Source organism: Pedobacter sp. 01T416_2, assembly GCF_056398925.1.
Window position 1 is genome coordinate 1 of sequence record NZ_JBFTQI010000051.1, and the last position, 19,166, is coordinate 19,166.

At 37.7% G+C, this 19,166-nt stretch carries 16 protein-coding genes and 1 other RNA gene; 3 read left to right on the forward strand and 14 right to left on the reverse strand.

Annotation, left to right across the window (positions count from 1 at the left end):
• Positions 1-77 precede the first annotated feature (77 nt).
• Positions 78-473, reverse strand: coding sequence for a hypothetical protein (locus AC1DPQ_RS03905; RefSeq protein ID WP_477578600.1), 396 nt, complete (start codon positions 471-473; stop codon positions 78-80).
• 179 nt (positions 474-652) lie between these two features.
• Here AC1DPQ_RS03905 and AC1DPQ_RS03910 point away from each other — a divergent pair, with 179 nt between their 5' ends.
• Positions 653-1,219, forward strand: a complete 567-nt coding sequence (locus AC1DPQ_RS03910; RefSeq protein ID WP_477578598.1) for a UPF0758 domain-containing protein — start codon at positions 653-655, stop codon at positions 1,217-1,219.
• 92 nt (positions 1,220-1,311) lie between these two features.
• On the opposite strand, the gene AC1DPQ_RS03915 is transcribed toward AC1DPQ_RS03910, so the two are convergent.
• The 5 genes from AC1DPQ_RS03915 to AC1DPQ_RS03935 form a co-directional block, all read right to left on the reverse strand.
• On the reverse strand, positions 1,312-1,851 hold the full coding sequence (locus AC1DPQ_RS03915) for an ORF6N domain-containing protein (RefSeq protein ID WP_477608027.1): 540 nt from the start codon (positions 1,849-1,851) through the stop codon (positions 1,312-1,314).
• A 3-nt stretch (positions 1,852-1,854) separates the two neighbouring features.
• Positions 1,855-3,111 (reverse strand): site-specific integrase, encoded by a 1,257-nt coding sequence (locus AC1DPQ_RS03920; protein WP_477578594.1) that lies wholly within the window; start codon positions 3,109-3,111, stop codon positions 1,855-1,857.
• Between the two features lie 258 nt (positions 3,112-3,369).
• Positions 3,370-3,735: a transfer-messenger RNA gene (ssrA, locus tag AC1DPQ_RS03925) on the reverse strand.
• Between the two features lie 121 nt (positions 3,736-3,856).
• Complete coding sequence (locus AC1DPQ_RS03930) at positions 3,857-5,056, reverse strand: pyridoxal phosphate-dependent aminotransferase (protein WP_477608029.1); 1,200 nt, start codon at positions 5,054-5,056, stop codon at positions 3,857-3,859.
• Positions 5,057-5,118: 62 nt separating this feature from the next.
• Entirely contained in the window at positions 5,119-5,511 is a 393-nt protein-coding gene (locus tag AC1DPQ_RS03935; RefSeq protein WP_029275926.1) for a DUF1573 domain-containing protein, read from the reverse strand.
• 156 nt (positions 5,512-5,667) lie between these two features.
• Between AC1DPQ_RS03935 and AC1DPQ_RS03940 the strand changes: the two genes are divergently transcribed.
• Entirely contained in the window at positions 5,668-7,890 is a 2,223-nt protein-coding gene (locus AC1DPQ_RS03940) for an alpha-ketoacid dehydrogenase subunit alpha/beta (protein ID WP_477608031.1), read from the forward strand.
• A gap of 336 nt (positions 7,891-8,226) precedes the next feature.
• Positions 8,227-10,482 (forward strand): tetratricopeptide repeat-containing sensor histidine kinase, encoded by a 2,256-nt coding sequence (locus AC1DPQ_RS03945; protein WP_477608033.1) that lies wholly within the window; start codon positions 8,227-8,229, stop codon positions 10,480-10,482.
• A 1-nt stretch (position 10,483) separates the two neighbouring features.
• Here AC1DPQ_RS03945 and AC1DPQ_RS03950 read toward each other — a convergent pair whose 3' ends face one another.
• The 8 genes from AC1DPQ_RS03950 to AC1DPQ_RS03985 form a co-directional block, all read right to left on the reverse strand.
• Positions 10,484-11,239 (reverse strand): LytR/AlgR family response regulator transcription factor, encoded by a 756-nt coding sequence (locus tag AC1DPQ_RS03950; RefSeq protein WP_477581152.1) that lies wholly within the window; start codon positions 11,237-11,239, stop codon positions 10,484-10,486.
• A gap of 124 nt (positions 11,240-11,363) precedes the next feature.
• Positions 11,364-11,972, reverse strand: a complete 609-nt coding sequence (locus tag AC1DPQ_RS03955; RefSeq protein ID WP_477581154.1) for a DUF1684 domain-containing protein — start codon at positions 11,970-11,972, stop codon at positions 11,364-11,366.
• A gap of 9 nt (positions 11,973-11,981) precedes the next feature.
• Positions 11,982-13,079, reverse strand: a complete 1,098-nt coding sequence (gene aroC, locus AC1DPQ_RS03960) for a chorismate synthase (RefSeq protein WP_029275921.1) — start codon at positions 13,077-13,079, stop codon at positions 11,982-11,984.
• A 116-nt stretch (positions 13,080-13,195) separates the two neighbouring features.
• Positions 13,196-14,464, reverse strand: coding sequence for a 3-phosphoshikimate 1-carboxyvinyltransferase (gene aroA / locus AC1DPQ_RS03965; RefSeq protein WP_477608035.1), 1,269 nt, complete (start codon positions 14,462-14,464; stop codon positions 13,196-13,198).
• Positions 14,465-14,645: 181 nt separating this feature from the next.
• On the reverse strand, positions 14,646-15,785 hold the full coding sequence (locus AC1DPQ_RS03970) for a chorismate mutase (RefSeq protein WP_057934078.1): 1,140 nt from the start codon (positions 15,783-15,785) through the stop codon (positions 14,646-14,648).
• Positions 15,786-15,955: 170 nt separating this feature from the next.
• Positions 15,956-16,789 carry a prephenate dehydratase gene (locus AC1DPQ_RS03975; protein WP_108201601.1) on the reverse strand — a complete coding sequence of 278 codons (834 nt, stop codon included), beginning with the start codon at positions 16,787-16,789 and terminating at the stop codon, positions 15,956-15,958.
• A 646-nt stretch (positions 16,790-17,435) separates the two neighbouring features.
• Entirely contained in the window at positions 17,436-18,398 is a 963-nt protein-coding gene (locus tag AC1DPQ_RS03980) for a sterol desaturase family protein (RefSeq protein ID WP_477608037.1), read from the reverse strand.
• A 1-nt stretch (position 18,399) separates the two neighbouring features.
• Positions 18,400-19,166: 3-dehydroquinate synthase (locus AC1DPQ_RS03985; protein WP_477608039.1), on the reverse strand; the 767-nt coding region annotated here is incomplete at its 5' end.

Below are 19,166 nucleotides of genomic sequence, written 5' to 3' on the forward strand. Positions count from 1 at the left end.
TATAAGGATAGCTTGTAAAAATAATAATTATTATTTTTTGAGCAGGATAAATGAGATAAAAGTTGAACTAATTTATGCTAAATTTCGATCTGTGAAGGCTGATTAACAATAAGTATTCTGTCACTCTTGATGGGCAGATATCCCAGATCAAAACAAAAATGATAGGTGTCCCCATCTAATGTCGTATAATAACTGGTCATAAATTTAAAGTTGAATCCCTGCTTTTCAAGCATACTCTTTTTAACCGTTATTTTTTCTCCCGCACTAAGTTTATGGAGTATACGGTAGTTTTTCAAGATTATTTTGGATATTTCCTGGATAAATGGTGGATCAATCGCGGCTTCTTTCTGCCTACGGCGATTATTGAAACTGGTTCGGCAAAGGTCATTGCAAAAGCGTTTATCTATTCTGCCATTGAGTTTTTCGCTACATTCTTCGCAATGGTGAGAGATCGGATCGTTGTCTGTTTTCATAAATAGGGCATTGGCGATTCATTATTAAATTTAAATATAATCTCTTAAAAGTGGTAATTGCTGGCGCAGAAGTATCGCGTCGGGTGCTTACGAATAACCGATTTTAAACGTTTATAATCGGTTAATTTCCGCTTAAAACGTGATTGTAATGGAGTTTTGTGTAATCAATTTTTTACGCTATGAAAAACAGAACGATTGCTACAGAGACATTCAATTCCGGAAGAAGGAACTTTTTCCTAGACTTTAAAACGGCAAGGAATAATACCAATTATATTCAGATTACCAGAAGTGACGAGCAACAGGACGGTAGCTACAGCAGACGTAGGATAGTGGTCTTTCAAGAGGACTTTGAATTTTTGATTTCGGCGTTTTGTTCGCTTTTTACAACAGCGACGCAAATTGGAGAACGGGAAAAGTCTGTACTTGATTTATTCCATGAAAGGAAGCAGGAGCGCATCTATGGAATAAAGGCGCTACCTGTAGAGTTAAGGCCAAGGGAAAAACTCTTAATGACAGGTGGGGATGCAATGAAAACGGCGGAATTGCTTGCCATTCTTATCGGCTCCGGAACACCAGATAATAGTGCGCTGGATATTGGCAATCTGATATTTAAGGCAGGTGGATCTGACCTGAAATGTCTGGCAACTATACGACACGCGGATTTATCAAGGTTCAAGGGGATTGGTTCAGCCAGATCTAGTGTTGTGCTGGCAGCTATCGAACTTGGAAGAAGAATTTTTAGTTAAGGCTTGATCCGACTTTTTGTATTGGGTAAGATTTTTTATTCAGGTAAGATATCACCTCGGAAGCAATTTGCCTCCGAGGTGTTTTTGCTTATCTATATCATGTCCGGTTTGAAGCCAATCCGCTTTCTGGGTACAGATTCGGGCACTGTTGGTGAAATGAGCTCATCCAAGTATTTAAACACAATTTCTAAATTTTTATCCTGATTATCTAGTCGGTTTTTTATCCTGTCGATTTCTTGTCTTAAAACTGTGCTTTGTGCAATCGTTGAACGGATTTTGGTAAATGTTCTGATGATTTCGATGTTCACCAGAATGGCCCGTTCACTGTTCAGGACACTTGAAAGCATTGCCACTCCCTGTTCTGTAAAAGCCATAGTCCGATATTTTGAGTACGTTCCATGTCCTAAGGTGCCAAATTGGCGCCTTAGGATTTTCTGTTCATCATCGCTAAGTTCAAACATAAAATCTTCAGGAAACCGAATCAGATTGCGTTTTACCTGCCGTTTTAATTGCTTGTTCTCAACTTGGTATAGCGCAGCAAGATCCGAATCCAGCATTACCTTTAAGCCGCGGAAATGAAAGATTTTTTCGATGATATTTTGTTCTACCGGCATGTTATTGATCTCGATCATAGCTTATTTTGTAATGGTGTAATTATAGACGGTGTTTTTAGCCACATGTTTTTCGGTAGCTAGTTTCTCTTTGAGTGCTGCCATATCTCTGCCAACTTTTACATCCAGGGTTTTAGCGTAGTGTTGTGTTGTTCTGATGTCCTTGTGTCCGAGCATTTTACTCACTGTTTCGATGGGAACTCCGTTCTGAAGGGTGATCGTTGTGGCAAAAGTATGGCGGGCAATGTGGTAGGATAGTGGGATTTTAATACAACATAAATCTGCGATTTCCTTTAGGTAAGCATTCATTTTTTGATTAGAGCTTACCGGGAAAGCTTTATCTTGATCGATGGATAGTGGATGATTTTTATATTTATCGAGCAGGGTGATTGCCTTTGGCAAAAGTGGTAACCTGGTTGGAGTGCCTGTCTTTTGTCGGTTGATAATAACCCATTTTTCATCCCCATTTTTATCAATGATTTGTGATCTTTTTAACTGATAAATATCTATATAAGCAAGTCCAGTGTAGCAGCTAAAAAGAAATATATCTCTTACGCGGTTCAATCTCTCATTATCAAATTCCCAGATTTCCAAAGAAGTTACTTGCTCTTCAGAAAGGCAAGGTCGTTCAATTAACTTAACTTTCGCTTTAAAATTAGCAAAAGGATCACTTGTTAGCCATCCATTGGCCAGACAGCGTTTAATTATTTTTTTGAGGTTCTTAATGTATTTTACTGCTGAGTTGTTGTTACATTTTCTGGTTGTCCTTAAAAAAAAATCATAGTCGGTGATGAACTGATGGTCAATCTTCCGGATATCAATGTCTTTGACTTTATATTTTTCTTTTAGGTATTGAGTGATGTGTCGGAGTGCGGTTTGATAACGGAGGAGTGTCATAGGCGCATATTCTACACCTACAAGTGTAGCCATTTCTTCATTATGCATGGTAAATACCTCTCTAAGTTTTCGGACTTTTTGACCTCTACCAAGGAATTCGTCCATTAAATTTTGTGCCGTGAGGTCTTCATTCAATAGTAAAAGATGTCGATGTGCCTCGTGTACCTTGGACTCTAGCTGGCGTAAATACAAGTTCAATGTTTTTGCCATCGTCGTTCGGCCCTTGAATTTACCATTGTCCCAGTCCGTTTCGCCACACTGTTTGCCTGTCGCAACTTCTGCGCGTTTTTTGTCAACCGTAATCCTGAGATATACGGAAGAACAGCCTTCTTGGTCTGTGTTTCTTTTCTTCAAAAAGAAGAGTAAACTGAAATTTCTTTTCATAAAAGTAATCTTAAAAGGTGAATAAAGTTAAGATTGCAGTCAAAAAAAGTCAAGATGTTTACAAGGTAAACTGGTTGATAATCAGTTTTTTAACCCCCTAAAAAGTTCCTCAGGTGCTTCATTTCCTGAGGCACCTTTTAAGGCACCYTATATATGCGTTATTTGGTCAAAAAAGCCACTAAATACCAAAAAACAAAAGCCTGCAAATGGTTGATTTGCAGGCTTTTAGTGTTTTTTGGTGATTTCTGATACTGATTCCAGTGGAGCCGAAGGGAGTCGAACCCTTGTCCAGTTGTGAGATAAATTATACCTTCTACATGCTTATTTTTCAATTGATTTTCGGGAAATAAACGGGCTGAAAACCGACCTTATTTAAATCCTTAGATACTTTATCTCAATTTAAGTCGTATCTCCTTAAAGCCAGCTTTGTTGTTTCGATGCCCCAGATTCTAACCCAACAATGCAGCAGTTAGAGGGACAAAAGCTAGTTAGTTCTAAACTAAGCAGCTAAGGCGTAAGTATTTTCGCCAACTAAAATGTGAACGTTCACTTTAAGTGCTCTCCGTACAACGCACTGCATGCTAACATAACCTTCGCCACCCTGTCAAATCCAAGAACGGCCCCGTTTTAGTTTACTGTTTTGAGTAATCAGTTTGTAAACTGGATGCAAATATACAAATAAAATGCCAAATAATAGCTTTAAACTGTTATTTGGCATCTAAAATTGAAAACTGGAAACTGCAAACTATACCGTTCTTCCCGGATATTGTTGCAAGGCTACTTCTAAACAGTCCATAGCTACATTTAAATCGTCGGTATTTAAAACATAGGCCATACGTACTTCGTTTTTACCAGAACCTGGGGTAGAATAGAAGCCCGTTGCAGGTGCCATCATTACCGTTTGGTTATTATGGGCAAAATCTTCTAAAATCCACTGACAGAATTTGTCAGCATCATCAATCGGGAATTTTGCTACCACGTAAAATGCACCGCCCGGATTAGGGCAAAAAACGCCTTCTATATTATTTAACCGATTAACCAAAGTATCACGGCGCAAAGTATATTCGGTATTTACTTTTTCAAAATAGCTATCCGGCGTATCTACAGCCGCTGCACCAGCAATTTGTTCAACCATACCCGGACTTAACCTTGCTTGTGCAAATTTTAATCCTGATGCAATAACTTCTTTATTTTTGGTGATTAAACAGCCTAAACGCGCACCACAAGCGCTGTAACGTTTAGAAACCGTATCCATAATCACCACATTTTCATCCAAACCATCTAAATGCATTGGAGAAATAAATTCTCTTCCATCATAACAGAATTCGCGATAAGCTTCATCAGAGAATAAAAATAGATCGTACTTAACACAAAGTGCTTTTAACGCCTCTAATTCTGCTCTTGAATATAAATAACCAGTTGGGTTATTAGGGTTACAAATGATGATCGCCTTCGTTTTTTTCGTAATCAGTTTTTCGAATTCGGCAATCGGAGGCAAAGCAAAACCATTTTCAATGTAAGAAAGGATGGGTTTTACCACTACGTTGCTCATGCAGGCAAAGCCATTGTAATTGGCATAAAAAGGCTCTGGAATGATAATTTCATCGCCCTCGTTTACGCAGGTTTGCATGGCAATGGTAATAGCCTCAGAACCACCAACTGTTACCAATATATTTTCGGGTGTAATATTGTAACCCAGTTTATTGTAGTATTCGGTAAGTTTTAAGCGGTATGCAAGTGTACCTTCTGATGGAGTATAGGCCCAAACATTAAAATCAATGTTTTTGATGGCGTTTAACATTCCTTCAGGTGTTTCGATATCTGGTTGACCAATATTTAAATGGAAAACTTTTTTACCATCTTTTTTAGCTTGATCTGCAAATGGAGTTAACTTTCTGATTGGCGATGCAGGCATCTGCACACCTTTTTGTGAAATTTTTGGCATGGCACAAAAATAAAAAAGTCCCGATGAAAATCGGGACTTTTTAAATATTATCGTTTAAATAATTATTTCGAGGCTGCGGCAACCGTTTCACCTTTAATGTAAAGCACTTTAATTGGTGTTTTAGCATTTGAAGTAATGGTTACGGCTTTTGAAAAAGTTGATGGACCAGCAGCAGCGTTAAACGTTACCGAAATTACACCCGTTTCACCTTTTTTCAATGGGGCAGAAGTGTATTTAGGTACTGTACATCCACAACTTGCCTCAGCTTTGGTAATAATTAATGGCTCTTCGCCAATATTGGTGTATTTGAAATCGTAAGTTACTGGTTTGTTTAAAACGATTTTACCGAAATCGTGAGTTTCCGATTCAAATTTAAACTCTGCAGGTTTAGTTTGTGCATTTACAGCAATACCTAAACCTAAAACAAAAGCGAATAATACTAAGATCTTTTTCATGTTATGTGATTGTAATTTATTTTTTAAATTCTAAAACAAATTTAATGTTTTCATATTAAAACAAAAACTATTCCAAATATAGGCCGTAGAGAAGTATTAACAGGGAAGGCTAAATTTGGTATTTTTGGCGATGGTAAAGAAGTACCCCAGGTGGCTATGGCGAAAGCTTTTAAAAACGGCGATTGGCGCTCGGGCTATTACCGCGATCAAACTTTTGCTTTTGCTACAGGGATTTCTACCATTAAAGAATTTTTTGCACAACTTTACGCCAATCCAACTGACGGGGCTGATCCGTTTTCAGGTGGAAGGCAAATGAACTGCCATTTTGCAACAAAATCAGTTAATGAAGATGGAAGCTGGAACGATTTAACGCAGATTAAAAACTGTTCGTCAGATATTTCTCCTACCGGTGGCCAAATGGCCCGTTTGGTTGGCTTAGCCTATGCTTCTAAATTATTTAGGCAAAATAAGGAACTGGATTACTTAAAACACTTTTCGGTTAATGGAAATGAAGTTGCTTTTGGCACCATTGGTAATGCCTCGACTTCTGAAGGCGTGTTTTTTGAAGCCATTAATGCCGCAGGCGTATTGCAGATACCCATGGCCATCTCAATTTGGGATGATGCTTATGGCATTTCAGTTCCGGCAAAATATCAAACTACAAAAGAAGATATTTCTGAAGTTTTAAAAGGCTTTCAGCGTGAGCCTGATCAACCAGGATATGAAATTTATAAAGTAAAGGGCTGGGATTATCCAGCTTTATGCGAGGTGTATGAAAAAGCAATAAATGTATGTAGAGACGAACATGTACCTGTTTTAATTCACGTTACCGAACTTACTCAACCTCAGGGGCACTCTACATCTGGCTCGCACGAAAGGTATAAGTCAAAAGATCGTTTAGCTTGGGAAACCGAACACGATTGTCTCCTGAAAATGCGTGCCTGGATGCTCGATTCGGCAGTAGCAACCGAAGAGGAAATTGTATCGGTTGAAAAAGAAGCAAAGATTTTTGTACGCAATGCACAAAAAGAAGCTTGGAATGAGTTTTTGGATAGCATTAAACCCGAACAAAAACAAGTGGTTGATTTAATTGGTGGTGTAGCTAAACATCAACCGGAACTGGCTAGAATTGCTGCAATTCTGGCTTCAACTGCCGATGCACAACGCAGGGAGGTTTTCACGGCGGTGCGAAAAGCCATCCGTTTATCGGCTAGTTTTAATTCTCCCGAACGTAATGAACTGCTAGCCTGGTATAAACAGCAGGCTAAGGTTAATCACGACCGTTATAATTCTAAACTGCATACTGACGGTAAAGAAAGTCCGGATATGATTGTAGTGGTTAACGCAGCATATGATGAACAATCAAAAATGGTCGACGGTAGGGAAGTGCTTAATGCCTGCTTTAACGAAAACTTTGCCCGCGATCCGCGTTTAGTGGCTTTCGGAGAAGATTTAGGGAATATAGGTGATGTAAATCAAGGCTTTGCAGGTTTACAGGCCAAATATGGTGAGTTGAGGATTACCGATACTGGAATTAGAGAAATGACCATTATGGGGCAAGGTATTGGTTTGGCCATGAGGGGCTTAAAACCGATTGCCGAAATACAGTATCTTGATTACTTAATTTTTGCACTAAATGTACTCAGCGACGATTTAGCATCCCTATCATACCGAACCAAAGGGATTCAAAAAGCACCTGTTATTGTGCGTACCCGTGGCCATCGATTAGAAGGAATCTGGCATTCAGGTTCACCAATCAGCATGATTTTAGGTGCTTTAAGGGGGATGCATTTATGCGTACCAAGAAATATGACGCAAGCTGCCGGCATGTACAACACCCTTTTTAGGGCTGATGAGCCTGCCGTAGTAGTTGAGTGTTTAAATGGTTACCGACTTAAAGAAAAACTACCAAATAATGTTGGCGATTTTACGGTTCCATTAGGTAAAGCAGAGGTTTTAGAAGAAGGAACAGATATAACCGTAGTATCTTACGGATCTTCGTTAAGAATTGTTCAGGAAGCCGCAGAAGAATTGAGCTTATTAGGCATTTCTGTAGAAATTATTGATCCACAAACATTATTACCTTTCGATACCACTCAGGTTTGTGTAAACTCCCTTGCCAAAACCAATAAATTACTGGTCGTAGATGAAGATGTTCCTGGAGGTGCATCTGCATATATCCTGCAAAAGGTACTCGAAGAACAAAAAGGTTATTTCCATTTAGATGGCCAGCCGAAAACACTATCTGCTAAAGCACACCGCCCGCCATTTGGGTCTGATGGTGATTATTTCAGTAAACCATCGGTTGATGATGTAATTGAAACCATTTACCAGATGATGCACGATGCAAATCCAACTAAATACCCCGCATTTTTTTAATAAAGCAAATCGCTTGGGTATAAGATTTAACTGCCTGGATAATTTAAAGGGTATACAATCGGTTTCTTATTTTGTTTATGCTTAAATGATTAAGATTCTTGGTGAAAAGTTAAAAAACTGGTTATTTATTGATCAGTTTTTTAACTACTTTTATACGCCAAACTCTATTTTGTTATTTCAGTATGTTTTATCTCAGCCAGAACATGAAACGCTGTAATTTTCAAGATTTTTTATGCTCATTATATAGAAGAAACAAATCATTGGTTTGATCTGAAAATGAAGTGCTATCTTGTAAATGCTCAGTTCGTTAGTAAAGCGTGTTTTTCTAAAAAAGGCATGCTGTTTCTCTTTTTGTCATTTTTGTGCATAACTGGTTTTAGCCAGGTGAGTGCGCCACAGAAAAAACTGGATAGCCTTTTAAGTTTAAATCAAAAGAATTTAAAAACAGATTCCACCAAAATCAAAATATTGACGGAGGTTTACCGCCAATACATGAGGATGAAAAATGTAGATAAAGCGGAAGAGTATGTGGATAAAACCATTCAGCTTTCGCATGAGAAAAATCTAAAAAAATTCTCTGCAATGGCTTATTACCGTAGGGGTTTAATGTATCACGGCAGGTCTAATTACCAAAAGGCAGAAGAAAATTATAATCATGCAGCTGCTGAATTCTCTTCAGTGGGTAATTTAGATATGGTTGCTGGAACTTACCTCAATTTAGGTGCTTTATATGGCAGCATTCCTGATTATGTAAAATCGTTAGAAGTTAACCAAAAGGCCATAGCTATCTACGAAAAAATGGGCAACGAAACCGACATGGCAAGTTGTTATACCAATATTTCTACTATTTATCAAAGTTTGGGTAACCAGAGTCAGGCCTTGGTTTATATGAACATGGCGCTGAAAGTATTTGCTAAAGGAGGCGAAAATACAAGAGGCGTAGCCGTTGTTTACGGCCTGATTGGTACTAATTATTTTGAGGCTTCAGATCGTGAATTAAAGGAGATGAATGTATTACCTAACCAGAAAATTAAACTGGCCTTAGCGTATTATAACAAATCGTTGCGGGTATCAGAAGCCATTGGAGACATAGGTTTAATAGCCACTGTTAAACGAGATCTTGCTGATTTATACAGTTTAATAGGACAAAAGGATGCGGCGTTAAAATCCTATCAAAAATCAGTTGAGTTAAATAAGTCGGGAGAAGATAAAGAAGCCTATGCCTCAAGTTTATATGCCTTGGGAAACTTTTACCAAAAAGAAAACGATTTTGAAAATGCCATCCTATTACTCAATAATAGTTTAAAAATTGCAGAAGAAAACAGATTATTAGATATAGAAAAACAATCTAGTTTAGGGTTGAGTACGGTATATGAAAAACTAAAAGACTATAACAAATCCTTAGCCTATTACAGGCAATATATTGCCGTTAGAGATAAGATTTTCGATCAGGAAAAGGAAAAGGAAATTACCCGGAGGCAGATGCAGCTCGATTTTGGTATTAAGGAACGCGATTATTTATTGAAGCAAAAACTTACAGAAGGCGAGTTAAAAAGACAACAACAGGAACTTGAGCTAAAAAGGCAACAGTTAGTGTTGAGTGATAAAGAAAAAGCATTGGATCTCCTAACTTTTCAAAAGGCAAAAGCTGATCTTGATATTCAGCGTTTGGCTCAGGATAGTAAATTTGCTAATGCTAAATTTGAGGCAAAGTTAGCCGCCGGGATAAAGGATAAGCAGATTAGTAAACAGGTACAACAGATTAAATTTGATGAACGTGTGAAATTATTCCTCACCATAGCCACCACACTGATTCTGATTATTGCCGTGGTTATATTTTTTAACCAGCGGAAAACAACCAGGTTAAATAAGATTATCAATAGTCAGAAACGGGAGTTGGAGCAGTTAAGTAAGGTTAAAGACCGTATTTTTAGTGTGGTAAGTCACGATATGCGTACCCCTGTAAATTCATTAATTTCCTTTATGCAGTTGTTAGAGGGCGGTAACATAGAACAGGAAAAATTAAACAGATATGCTGCATCACTAAAAAACAACCTCACCTATACCTCTACAATGATGGAGAATCTTCTTAATTGGGCCGCCAGCCAGATGCAGGGGTTTAACCCGTATTTAGAATCGTTGGATATTCATGAGCTCATTAATGAAGTTATTCTTTCTTTACAGGATAACGCCAACGAAAAAAGCTTAGCTATTCAGAATTTAGTGCCAGCCAAAACATTTTGCAAAGCAGATTCGAATATGTTTATGCTGGTTATTCGAAATATCATCAGTAATGCCATTAAATTTACGCCAAATGGTGGTACGATCACAACTAGTTCCGTTCATAACGGAAATGTGCTGGAGATTAAAATTTCAGATACAGGGATCGGTTTAACACCTGTACAGGTAGAGCATTTTAATAAGCCAGGTTATTTAGGCGCGGGTGTGAGCACATTAGGTACCAATAAAGAAAAAGGGACAGGTTTAGGTTTATTGCTCTGCAGAACTTTTATTAGCTTGATGGATGGTAAAATTAGCGCCGATATTAATCCTACAGGCGGAAGTTATTTTAAAATAATCCTGAAAAAATAACTTATTTTAAAAATCTAGACAGAATTTTCTTGTCAATCGATCTCTCCAATAATTCCTGCCTGTTAGAAGCACTTATCGGAACCAGAAAGTTATGATCTAAATGAACCTCATGATTGGTTAAGGTTACAATGTGGTTTATATTAATGATGTACTGTTTGTGTACCCTTGAGAAAATTTTTGAAGGCAGTTGCTTTTCTAGATTTTTTAAGCTTACTAAAATAACATGTTTATCGATACTGGTAAATAGCTTTGAAAAATCGCCCATACTTTCAATATAAATTACATCATTGTATTTCAGCTTGGTTATTCCTTTGGTCTCTCTAAAAAAGAAATAATCATCGTCTTTTTTATCGTCGTTGTTTAGGTTTTCGACAGGAAGTTTATTTACCTGTTTCCTTAATTCAATATACTCGATCGCTTTATTTGTGGCTTTTAATATGCGTTCGAACGTTGCGGGCTTAACAATAAAATCCAATGCATCCAGATTAAAACTTTCTGCGGCGTACTCACTAAATGAAGTGATAAAGATAAATAGCGGTTGTTTTTTCAGGCTTTTTAATAAATCCATACCAGAAAGCTCTGGCATATCAATATCAGAATAAACAATATCTACAGAAGTAGTTGATAAAATTTGCGAAGCTTCGATACCGTTACTACAGACAGCGATAATATTTAATGATGGGATTCTTTTTAGATGCATTTCTATTGCATCTCTTTCAATTTCGTTATCATCAACAATTAAACAGCTGTACGTCATTTAGGAATGGGTTATGTAATTTAGTTAGAGAACACGTATTTTTACTTAATGTTTGTAATTTACGTTAAAATGTGGATTATAATACAATCAGGTATCATTTTGTGGATAAACGTAACATTAACTTTTATCTCTGGTGTTTCTTTTCACCAGTGTATAATTTCTCGCCAGCTTTTACAGCCAATTGCAGGTCGTTTTCTTCTAGAGGAACTGGGCAACGGTACCCGTCACTGTAGGCACAGTAGGGATTGTAGGCTTTATTGAAATCGATTTCGATGTGATTATCTGCAATTTCTTTTGCATCCAGATCAATGTACCTGCCACCGCCATAAGTTTCCTTATTGTTGGTTTCATCAGTAAAGGGCAGAAAGAGGTGATCTTTATAAACCGGGTTGGTTGATAAAGAAACACTTTTATATAAAGTCATTTGGATTTTTTTGCCATTAAGAAGGAAGTTTACGTGTGCATATTTATAGTAATCGCTGCTAGAGCCATTAAAAGTAGGCATTTTGAAAACTTTTTCATTCTTTAGTATTTCTACATCGGCCGAGATTTTATAAGCACTGTCTGCCTTATAAAAATGAAGGTTTTGCAGGTCATTTTTCTTGAGTGGTGAGCGTTCATCTTTAATGAAATCCTGTTTATAGGTTTCACGGTGTTTTGCGATCTGATCAGCATAACTTTGTGCAAAGCTATTCATGCTGATCAATAGAAATAAGAAGGTGATGGTTCTCATTAACAAAAATTATATAATACTTGCTTTATTTCTTAGAAACTGATCAGCTAAAACCAATGCAGCCATGGCCTCAACAATTACTACTGCTCTGGGTACCACACAAGGATCATGTCGGCCCTTGCCTTTAATCTCCGAAGCTTCACCAGCAGCATTTATGGTTTGTTGGTTATGCATAATGGTTGCAACGGGCTTAAAAGCTACTTTGAAGGTAATATCCATCCCGTTAGAAATGCCACCCAAAATGCCACCGGCATAATTGGTTGTGGTTTTAAAAACTTTCGAATCGGCAGCTTTTGGCTGGGGAATATCATTATGTTGCGATCCTCTTAATTCGCTTCCGGCAAAACCTGAGCCATATTCGAAGCCATGAACAGCATTAATACTGAGCATCGCTTTACCTAAATCGGCATGTAATTTATCAAAAACAGGTTCACCTAAGCCTGCAGGGCAGCCTTTTACTACACAACCTATTTTCCCGCCAACGGTATCACCATCTTTACGAACCGCATCGATAAACTCAATCATTTCGTGTGCAGTTGCAGGATCAGCACAACGCACAATATTTTCTTCTCTAATTTGCAATAAAGCGGATAAATCATTGCTTTCCAAATTGGGGGCTTCTATTGTTCCTACTGAAGTTACATGTGCGAAAATTTCAATACCCTGTTGCTTTAAAAATAGCTTTGCAATGGCACCAGCAGCTACACGGGCAGCCGTTTCGCGGGCAGAAGAACGACCTCCGCCACGGTGATCGCGGATGCCATATTTTGCATCATAAACATAATCGGCATGGCTGGGACGGTAAACATCCACATTATGACCGTAATCTTTTGATCGTTGATCCTCGTTCGGAATTAAAAGTGCAATTGGCGTACCTGTACTTTTTCCTTCAAATACACCCGATAAAATCTGAACGGTATCGCTTTCTTTTCTTTGAGTGGTGATTTTGGATTGACCAGGTTTACGTTTGTCAAGTTCTGATTGGATAAAATCCATATCGATATCCAATTGCGCCGGACAGCCATCAATAATTACCCCAATGGCCACGCCATGAGATTCGCCAAAGGTTGTGATGCGAAATAGTTGTCCGAATGAGTTGCCTGCCATTATTTTTGATTGAATTATAGATTGATTAAATTATTGAATGGATTTTAATATCCAATCTTTATACTTGGTTCTTGATACTTGGTTCTTTATACTTGGTTCTTGATACTTTCTTCTCGCTACTTGATACTAACATCAAATCCCGCTTTTTTCAAATCCTCCCAATAATATGGATAAGATTTTTCTACTACCTGCATTTCTTCAATTTCAACTTCGTTGATCAATAATGCAAGTGGTGCAAAAGCCATCGCCATACGGTGGTCCTCGTAGGTTGCGAAGGTAACTTTATCCGGAAAATGAAGGTTGTCTGTATTTAAGGTATAAACCAGATTATCCTCTGTAAAAGTAACGCCTATTTTAGCCAATTCGTTCTGAAGCGCTGCAATACGGTCTGTTTCTTTAATTTTTAAGGTTTCTAAGCCGGTAAAAGACATATTTTTACCTAATGCAGCTGCAATAACTACAATGGTTTGTGCTAAATCCGGACAGGTTTTTAAATCTAAAATTTCTTTAGTATCTAAAGAAAGGCCTAAGTTGCTAATAGCAATTCCATCATTGGTTTTGTTGGTAGCGATGCCAAAAACCTTCATGATATTTTTGATCTGGCTATCACCCTGCAAACTTTTTTCTTTTAAAGCAGGTAAGCTAATTTCTGCTTCATCAGCTAAAGCTGCAATACTATACCAATACGATGCTGCGCTCCAGTCGGGCTCCACAACCAAAGTGCCAGGTTTAAATACCTGTGGTTTGATGGAAATTGAATTTCCGTTCCAAGAATGTGAAATGCCAACTTCAGCCAACATATCTAAAGTCATATCTACATATGGTTTAGAGGTAAGCTCGCCTTCAATTTCTAAAGTTAAACCCTGAGGTAGGATAGGGGCAATCATCAGCAAGGCCGAAATATATTGACTGCTGATATCGCCTTTAATTTTAACTTCAGCAGTTTTTTGATTTAAAGGACCAACAATATTTAATGGCGGGAAACCTTCAGCTTCTGCATAAGAAATATCAGCGCCGATGGTTTTTAAAGCCTCCGCCAAGATACCAATGGGACGCTGCTTCATCCGTTCGGTTCCGGTAAGTAAGAAATTACCGTTTTTAGCCGAAAGATAAGCCGATAAGAAACGCATAGCGGTTCCTGCAGGGCCAACATCAACTGTTTTTGATTCCTGGATTTCTACTTCTAATTCTTCTTCAAGATTATTAAGGATGCCATTTAAGGTTACCGTATCGGCAGCATTGGAAAGGTTTTCAACTTTAACCAGTTTTTTGCTTAAAGCGCTAATAATTAAAGCCCTGTTGCATTCGCTTTTCGAGCCCGTTAATTGGATTTCCGTATTAATATTCTTGGTTCCTTTAAAAGAAACTAAGGCGTTTTTCGACATTTTATTCTGTTTTTATTCTTAAATGTAAGTGTCAGATGGGAACACCTGACACTTACATTATATTTGTTTTTTAATATCATATTGAGTTAGTCGAAAACTATCGTAAGTCCTTCGACAGGCTCAGGATGACATCACTGTTAAACTTAGCTTTAAGCTTTAGTCTTTCAGCTTTTAACCTCAATTACGCTTTAACCTCAGTATGTTGCTCAGCAGCAATACCTTGTTCAGCTTTGCCAGCGTTCATGATTTCAGTTTGTTTACGGATTGATTCACCGTGCATCAATTCTAAGAATTTCTCAGTAAAGTTTAAGTCTAATTTTAAAGCTTTTGCAAAAGCATGACCTTTTTTAATGATGGCATCCCAACGGTTAACCTGTAAAATAGTTACCTGGTTATCGCGTTTAAACTCACCAATTTTCTCTACAATAGCCATACGCTCGCCTAATTTCTGTAATAAGATATCATCAATTTTATCGATTGATTTACGTAGGTCGGCTAATTTATCAGCGAAAGCTTCATTTGGTGCTTCTGGTTCACGAACAGTTAAACGGTCAACCAATTCAGCTAAAGCAGCAGGAGTAACTTGTTGTTTAGCATCTGTCCAGGCAACTGAAGGATCTACGTGAGATTCGATCATTAAACCTTGCATGTCTAAATCCAATGCTTTTTGAGAAATGTAAGGGATTAACTCACGGTTACCGCAAATATGACTTGGATCGTTGATGATCGGTAACTCAGGGCAAAGTGTTTTTAATTGAATAGCAAGTTCCCACATTGGTTCGTTACGGAAAGAACTTTTCTCGAATGATGAGAAACCGCGGTGAATAGCACCGATTTTAGTAATTCCTGCGCCATTGATACGCTCAATTGCACCGATCCATAACTGTAAATCTGGGTTAACTGGATTTTTGATCAATACCGGAACATCATGGCCTTTTAAAGCATCAGCAATTTCCTGAACAGTGAAAGGGTTTACAGTAGAACGTGCACCAATCCAAAGGATATCTACACCAGCTGCTAAAGCCTCTTCAACGTGTTTTGCATTTGCAACCTCTACAGCAGTTGGTAAACCAGTTTCTGCTTTAGCACGTTTTAACCACTCTAAACCGATACTTCCGATACCTTCAAATTCTCCCGGACGGGTACGTGGTTTCCAGATGCCAGCTCTCAATACCGATACTTTACCGGTAGCAGCCAATAAGTGCGCTGTAGTTAATAATTGTTCTTCAGTTTCTGCGCTACAAGGACCAGAAATGATTAATGGTTCGTTGTTTACGTTTAACCAGGTGTTTAATGGTTGGATGTTTAAATTAAGTTTCATGATGATGGGGGTGTGATAGTAATATTTTTTAATTCGATTATTTAATTGTTGTATTGTTGGGTTAAACCTGCCAACTTAAAATTGTTAACTATTTTGGGTTAAGCGGTTAATTGTTTAAATCGGTTAAATGTTCAGTTAACCAGTTTTAACAATTTATACAATTAACCAGTCTATACCTTATCGTTCTTCTGGTACTCTCCCAGGATATTAAAGTTCGATGTATATTTTAATGCCTTTCTAATTGCCTTATCATATTTTTCTGTACTTGGCCATTCTAAGTCGACGTAAAAGTAATACTCGTTTCTTTTACCTAAAACCGGCATAGATTGTATTTTTGTTAAGCTTACATCCTGTTCGGCGAAAATATTTAACACAGTTGCCAATGAGCCTGCTTTGTGTCCAACCTGAAAACAGATTGATGCTTTGTTTATTTTCTTTCCTTCGTCTGTTTTATCCTTTTTAAGGATCAGAAAACGGGTATAGTTTTTCTTGTTCGATTCTACACGGCGTTCTAAAATGTTTAAGCCGTAAAGTTCTGCGGCTAAACTATTTGCAATGGCCATGGTGTCCGTTAATTGCTCTTCCTGGATACGTTTTGCACAAGCAGCAGTATCGTTACTCTCCACGATTTTAATGTGTGGGTAATCATAAAAGAAATCGATACACTGGCGGATGGCGATCGGATGTGAAGTCACCACTTTAATATCTTCAAACTTTACGCCTGGTAGTGCCATCAAGTGCAATTGGATAGGTAAGTAAACCTCGCCTACAACCGAAAAACCAAAATCTCTGATCAGTGTGTAGTTTGGTAATAAACTACCTGCAATAGAGTTTTCGATAGCCATTACTACGAAATCGGCATCGTTTTTTTCTAGCTTGTCGCAGGTTTCTTTAAAAGAATTACACTCAACAGTTTCAATGTCTTTACCAAAGAATTTGTAGGCGGCCTCCTCGTGGAAAGATGCTTTAATACCCTGAATTGCTACTCGTTTTGTCGTTTCCATTTTTGCGTTAAAACAAAAAAGTCCCGGCTGTTTGCCGGGACTTTTTTATACATTTTAATATTGTTATATATCTTTTTGCATATTAGCCCCGGCTCTCACTAAAATAGTAAAAGTAACCAAAGTAATATGTGTTAAAATTTTTCATCTCTTTTTTTGTTGAGCCAAATGTAGCAACAAAATTTAATTTGTCAATAGGAAATTGAAAATATTTTTAATAAAATTTAATTTTGTTAAAAACGGTCTGTTTTCTGAATTGGTCTTTTTGTTTCATGAAACAACTTAAAAACGGATTTTTATATGGTTAGGGTTAGAAATGTTGATTAGAGATGATCAGTCGCGCGAGATCGTCATTCCCAACTTGATTGGGAATCTTAATGCAAAAGTATTAAGATTCCCGCCTGCGCGGGAATGACGACTGTACTAATTGAGTACTATCAATAGAAGCGTAACGAAGTACATGCAGACGCTGAAATACCTGTTCGCCACAGTCATCGATTCTTCGCTGTGCTCAGAATGACAGAACTTTTGAATACTAAAACTTCATCAATGCTTATCTGTGTGCATCTGTGGTTAAAAAAGCAAATAAAATGTTAACAAAAAAGGTCTTTGGAGACACAGACCTTTAGATTAAACAAATTAATATTTTTTATCCTGTAGAACTTAATTCTCCCCGGTCGTTAAGCCCTTTTACTTTGTCCTGTTGTAAGGCTTCGTATCTTTTCTTTTCCTCCTCACGCAATTCCTGTTGCATAATTTTAGCAATTTTGGTGCTTCCATCATGGCTCCATCCCGGCGGGCTAAAAATGTATTTCACTTTATCTATAAAAGTTGGTGCTTTTTTAACATCAGCACTCAATGCTATAAACTCATGGAAAATAATGTTAATCGCACCAGTATCTTCAGGCTGAGTAGTTAAGCCGTATTTAACCACATCTTCTGGTAACTCCTCTTGAAAAGTACCGAACCATCTATCCCAAAGAATTAAAACCATACCCATATTTTTGTCTAGGTAACGTACATTGCTGGCATGGTGCACGCGATGGTGTGATGGCGTTACGAAAATATACCCATACCATTTTGGAAGCTTAATGTCGTATTGAGTATGCACCAGGTTGCCGTAAATTTGGGTTACCAGGTAAGCAAAAAGGATATCAACAGCCGTGAACCCCATAAATGCTAAGGGCAAATAAAAGAAAACTCGGTACAGTGGCTCGAAAACGGTTGAACGGAAACCAGTGGTTAGGTTAAAGTGTTCAGATGAATGATGTGTAACGTGCATCGCCCAGAAAAAGCGCACGTAATGACCAACTGTATGTAAAAACCAATACAGAAAATCTTGCGCTAAAATCAAAACAAACCAATAAAGCCAAATATTAGGGATTTGGAACAATCGGAATTGATAACAGTACTGCAGTAGAAAAAAAGTGCCTGTTTTTGTTGCTAAATTAATCACAATAGCAGCCGTCATCAGGTAGATATTGGTCCACGTATCGCGTTTGGTATATAATTTTCTGTCGTGGGCATAGCTGAAATACATTTCAACCAGGGTTAAAACGATTACGAAACCAAATAGGCCTACTACAGAAATATCACTTCCGGTAAAATTCATTTTATAAACTATTGTAATAATCTAAACTGCTCAAAATATCGGCGGTACTTACACGGCAATTAAACGTGCATTTACCTGTTGTTTCTAAAAGTGAAAAGAGAATGTTTCCATCTTCATTCTTTTTATCACTTTGCATCAGCTCTAAAAGTGTATCGAAACTTTCTTTTTTAATGTGGTATTTAGGGTATAATGATAAAATATATCCACTAATATCCTTCAATTCCTCCTGGGTTAACGTACTGTTTTTGATCGATAATGCAGCCTCACAAACAAAACCGATGGCAATGGCTTCACCATGTGTTAACGGATTTTCGTCATTTGCCAAAGAATAACCCTCTACAGCATGTCCAATGGTGTGCCCGAAGTTTAAAATCTTACGCAGGTTTTTTTCATGCGGATCGATGGTAACAACCTCGTTTTTAATTTCTACTGATCGGTAAATATCTTGTGCAGAAGGGGTTAAGTAGTTGCTTTCTTTTAACTTTTCGTAATATGGCTTATCATAAATCAGGCCATGTTTAATCATTTCGGCAAAGCCCGATAAAAGCTCGCGCTGTGGTAATGTTTTTAAGAATGCAGTTTCGATAAAAACCATTTGTGGTAAGGTAAATGTGCCTACCATGTTTTTTACATTGTCGATATCAATTCCGGTTTTACCACCTACTGAAGCATCGACCTGCGATAAAAGGGTAGTAGGTACATTGATAAAATCGATTCCTCTTTTATAGGTAGACGCAATAAATCCGCCCATATCGGTAATTACACCAC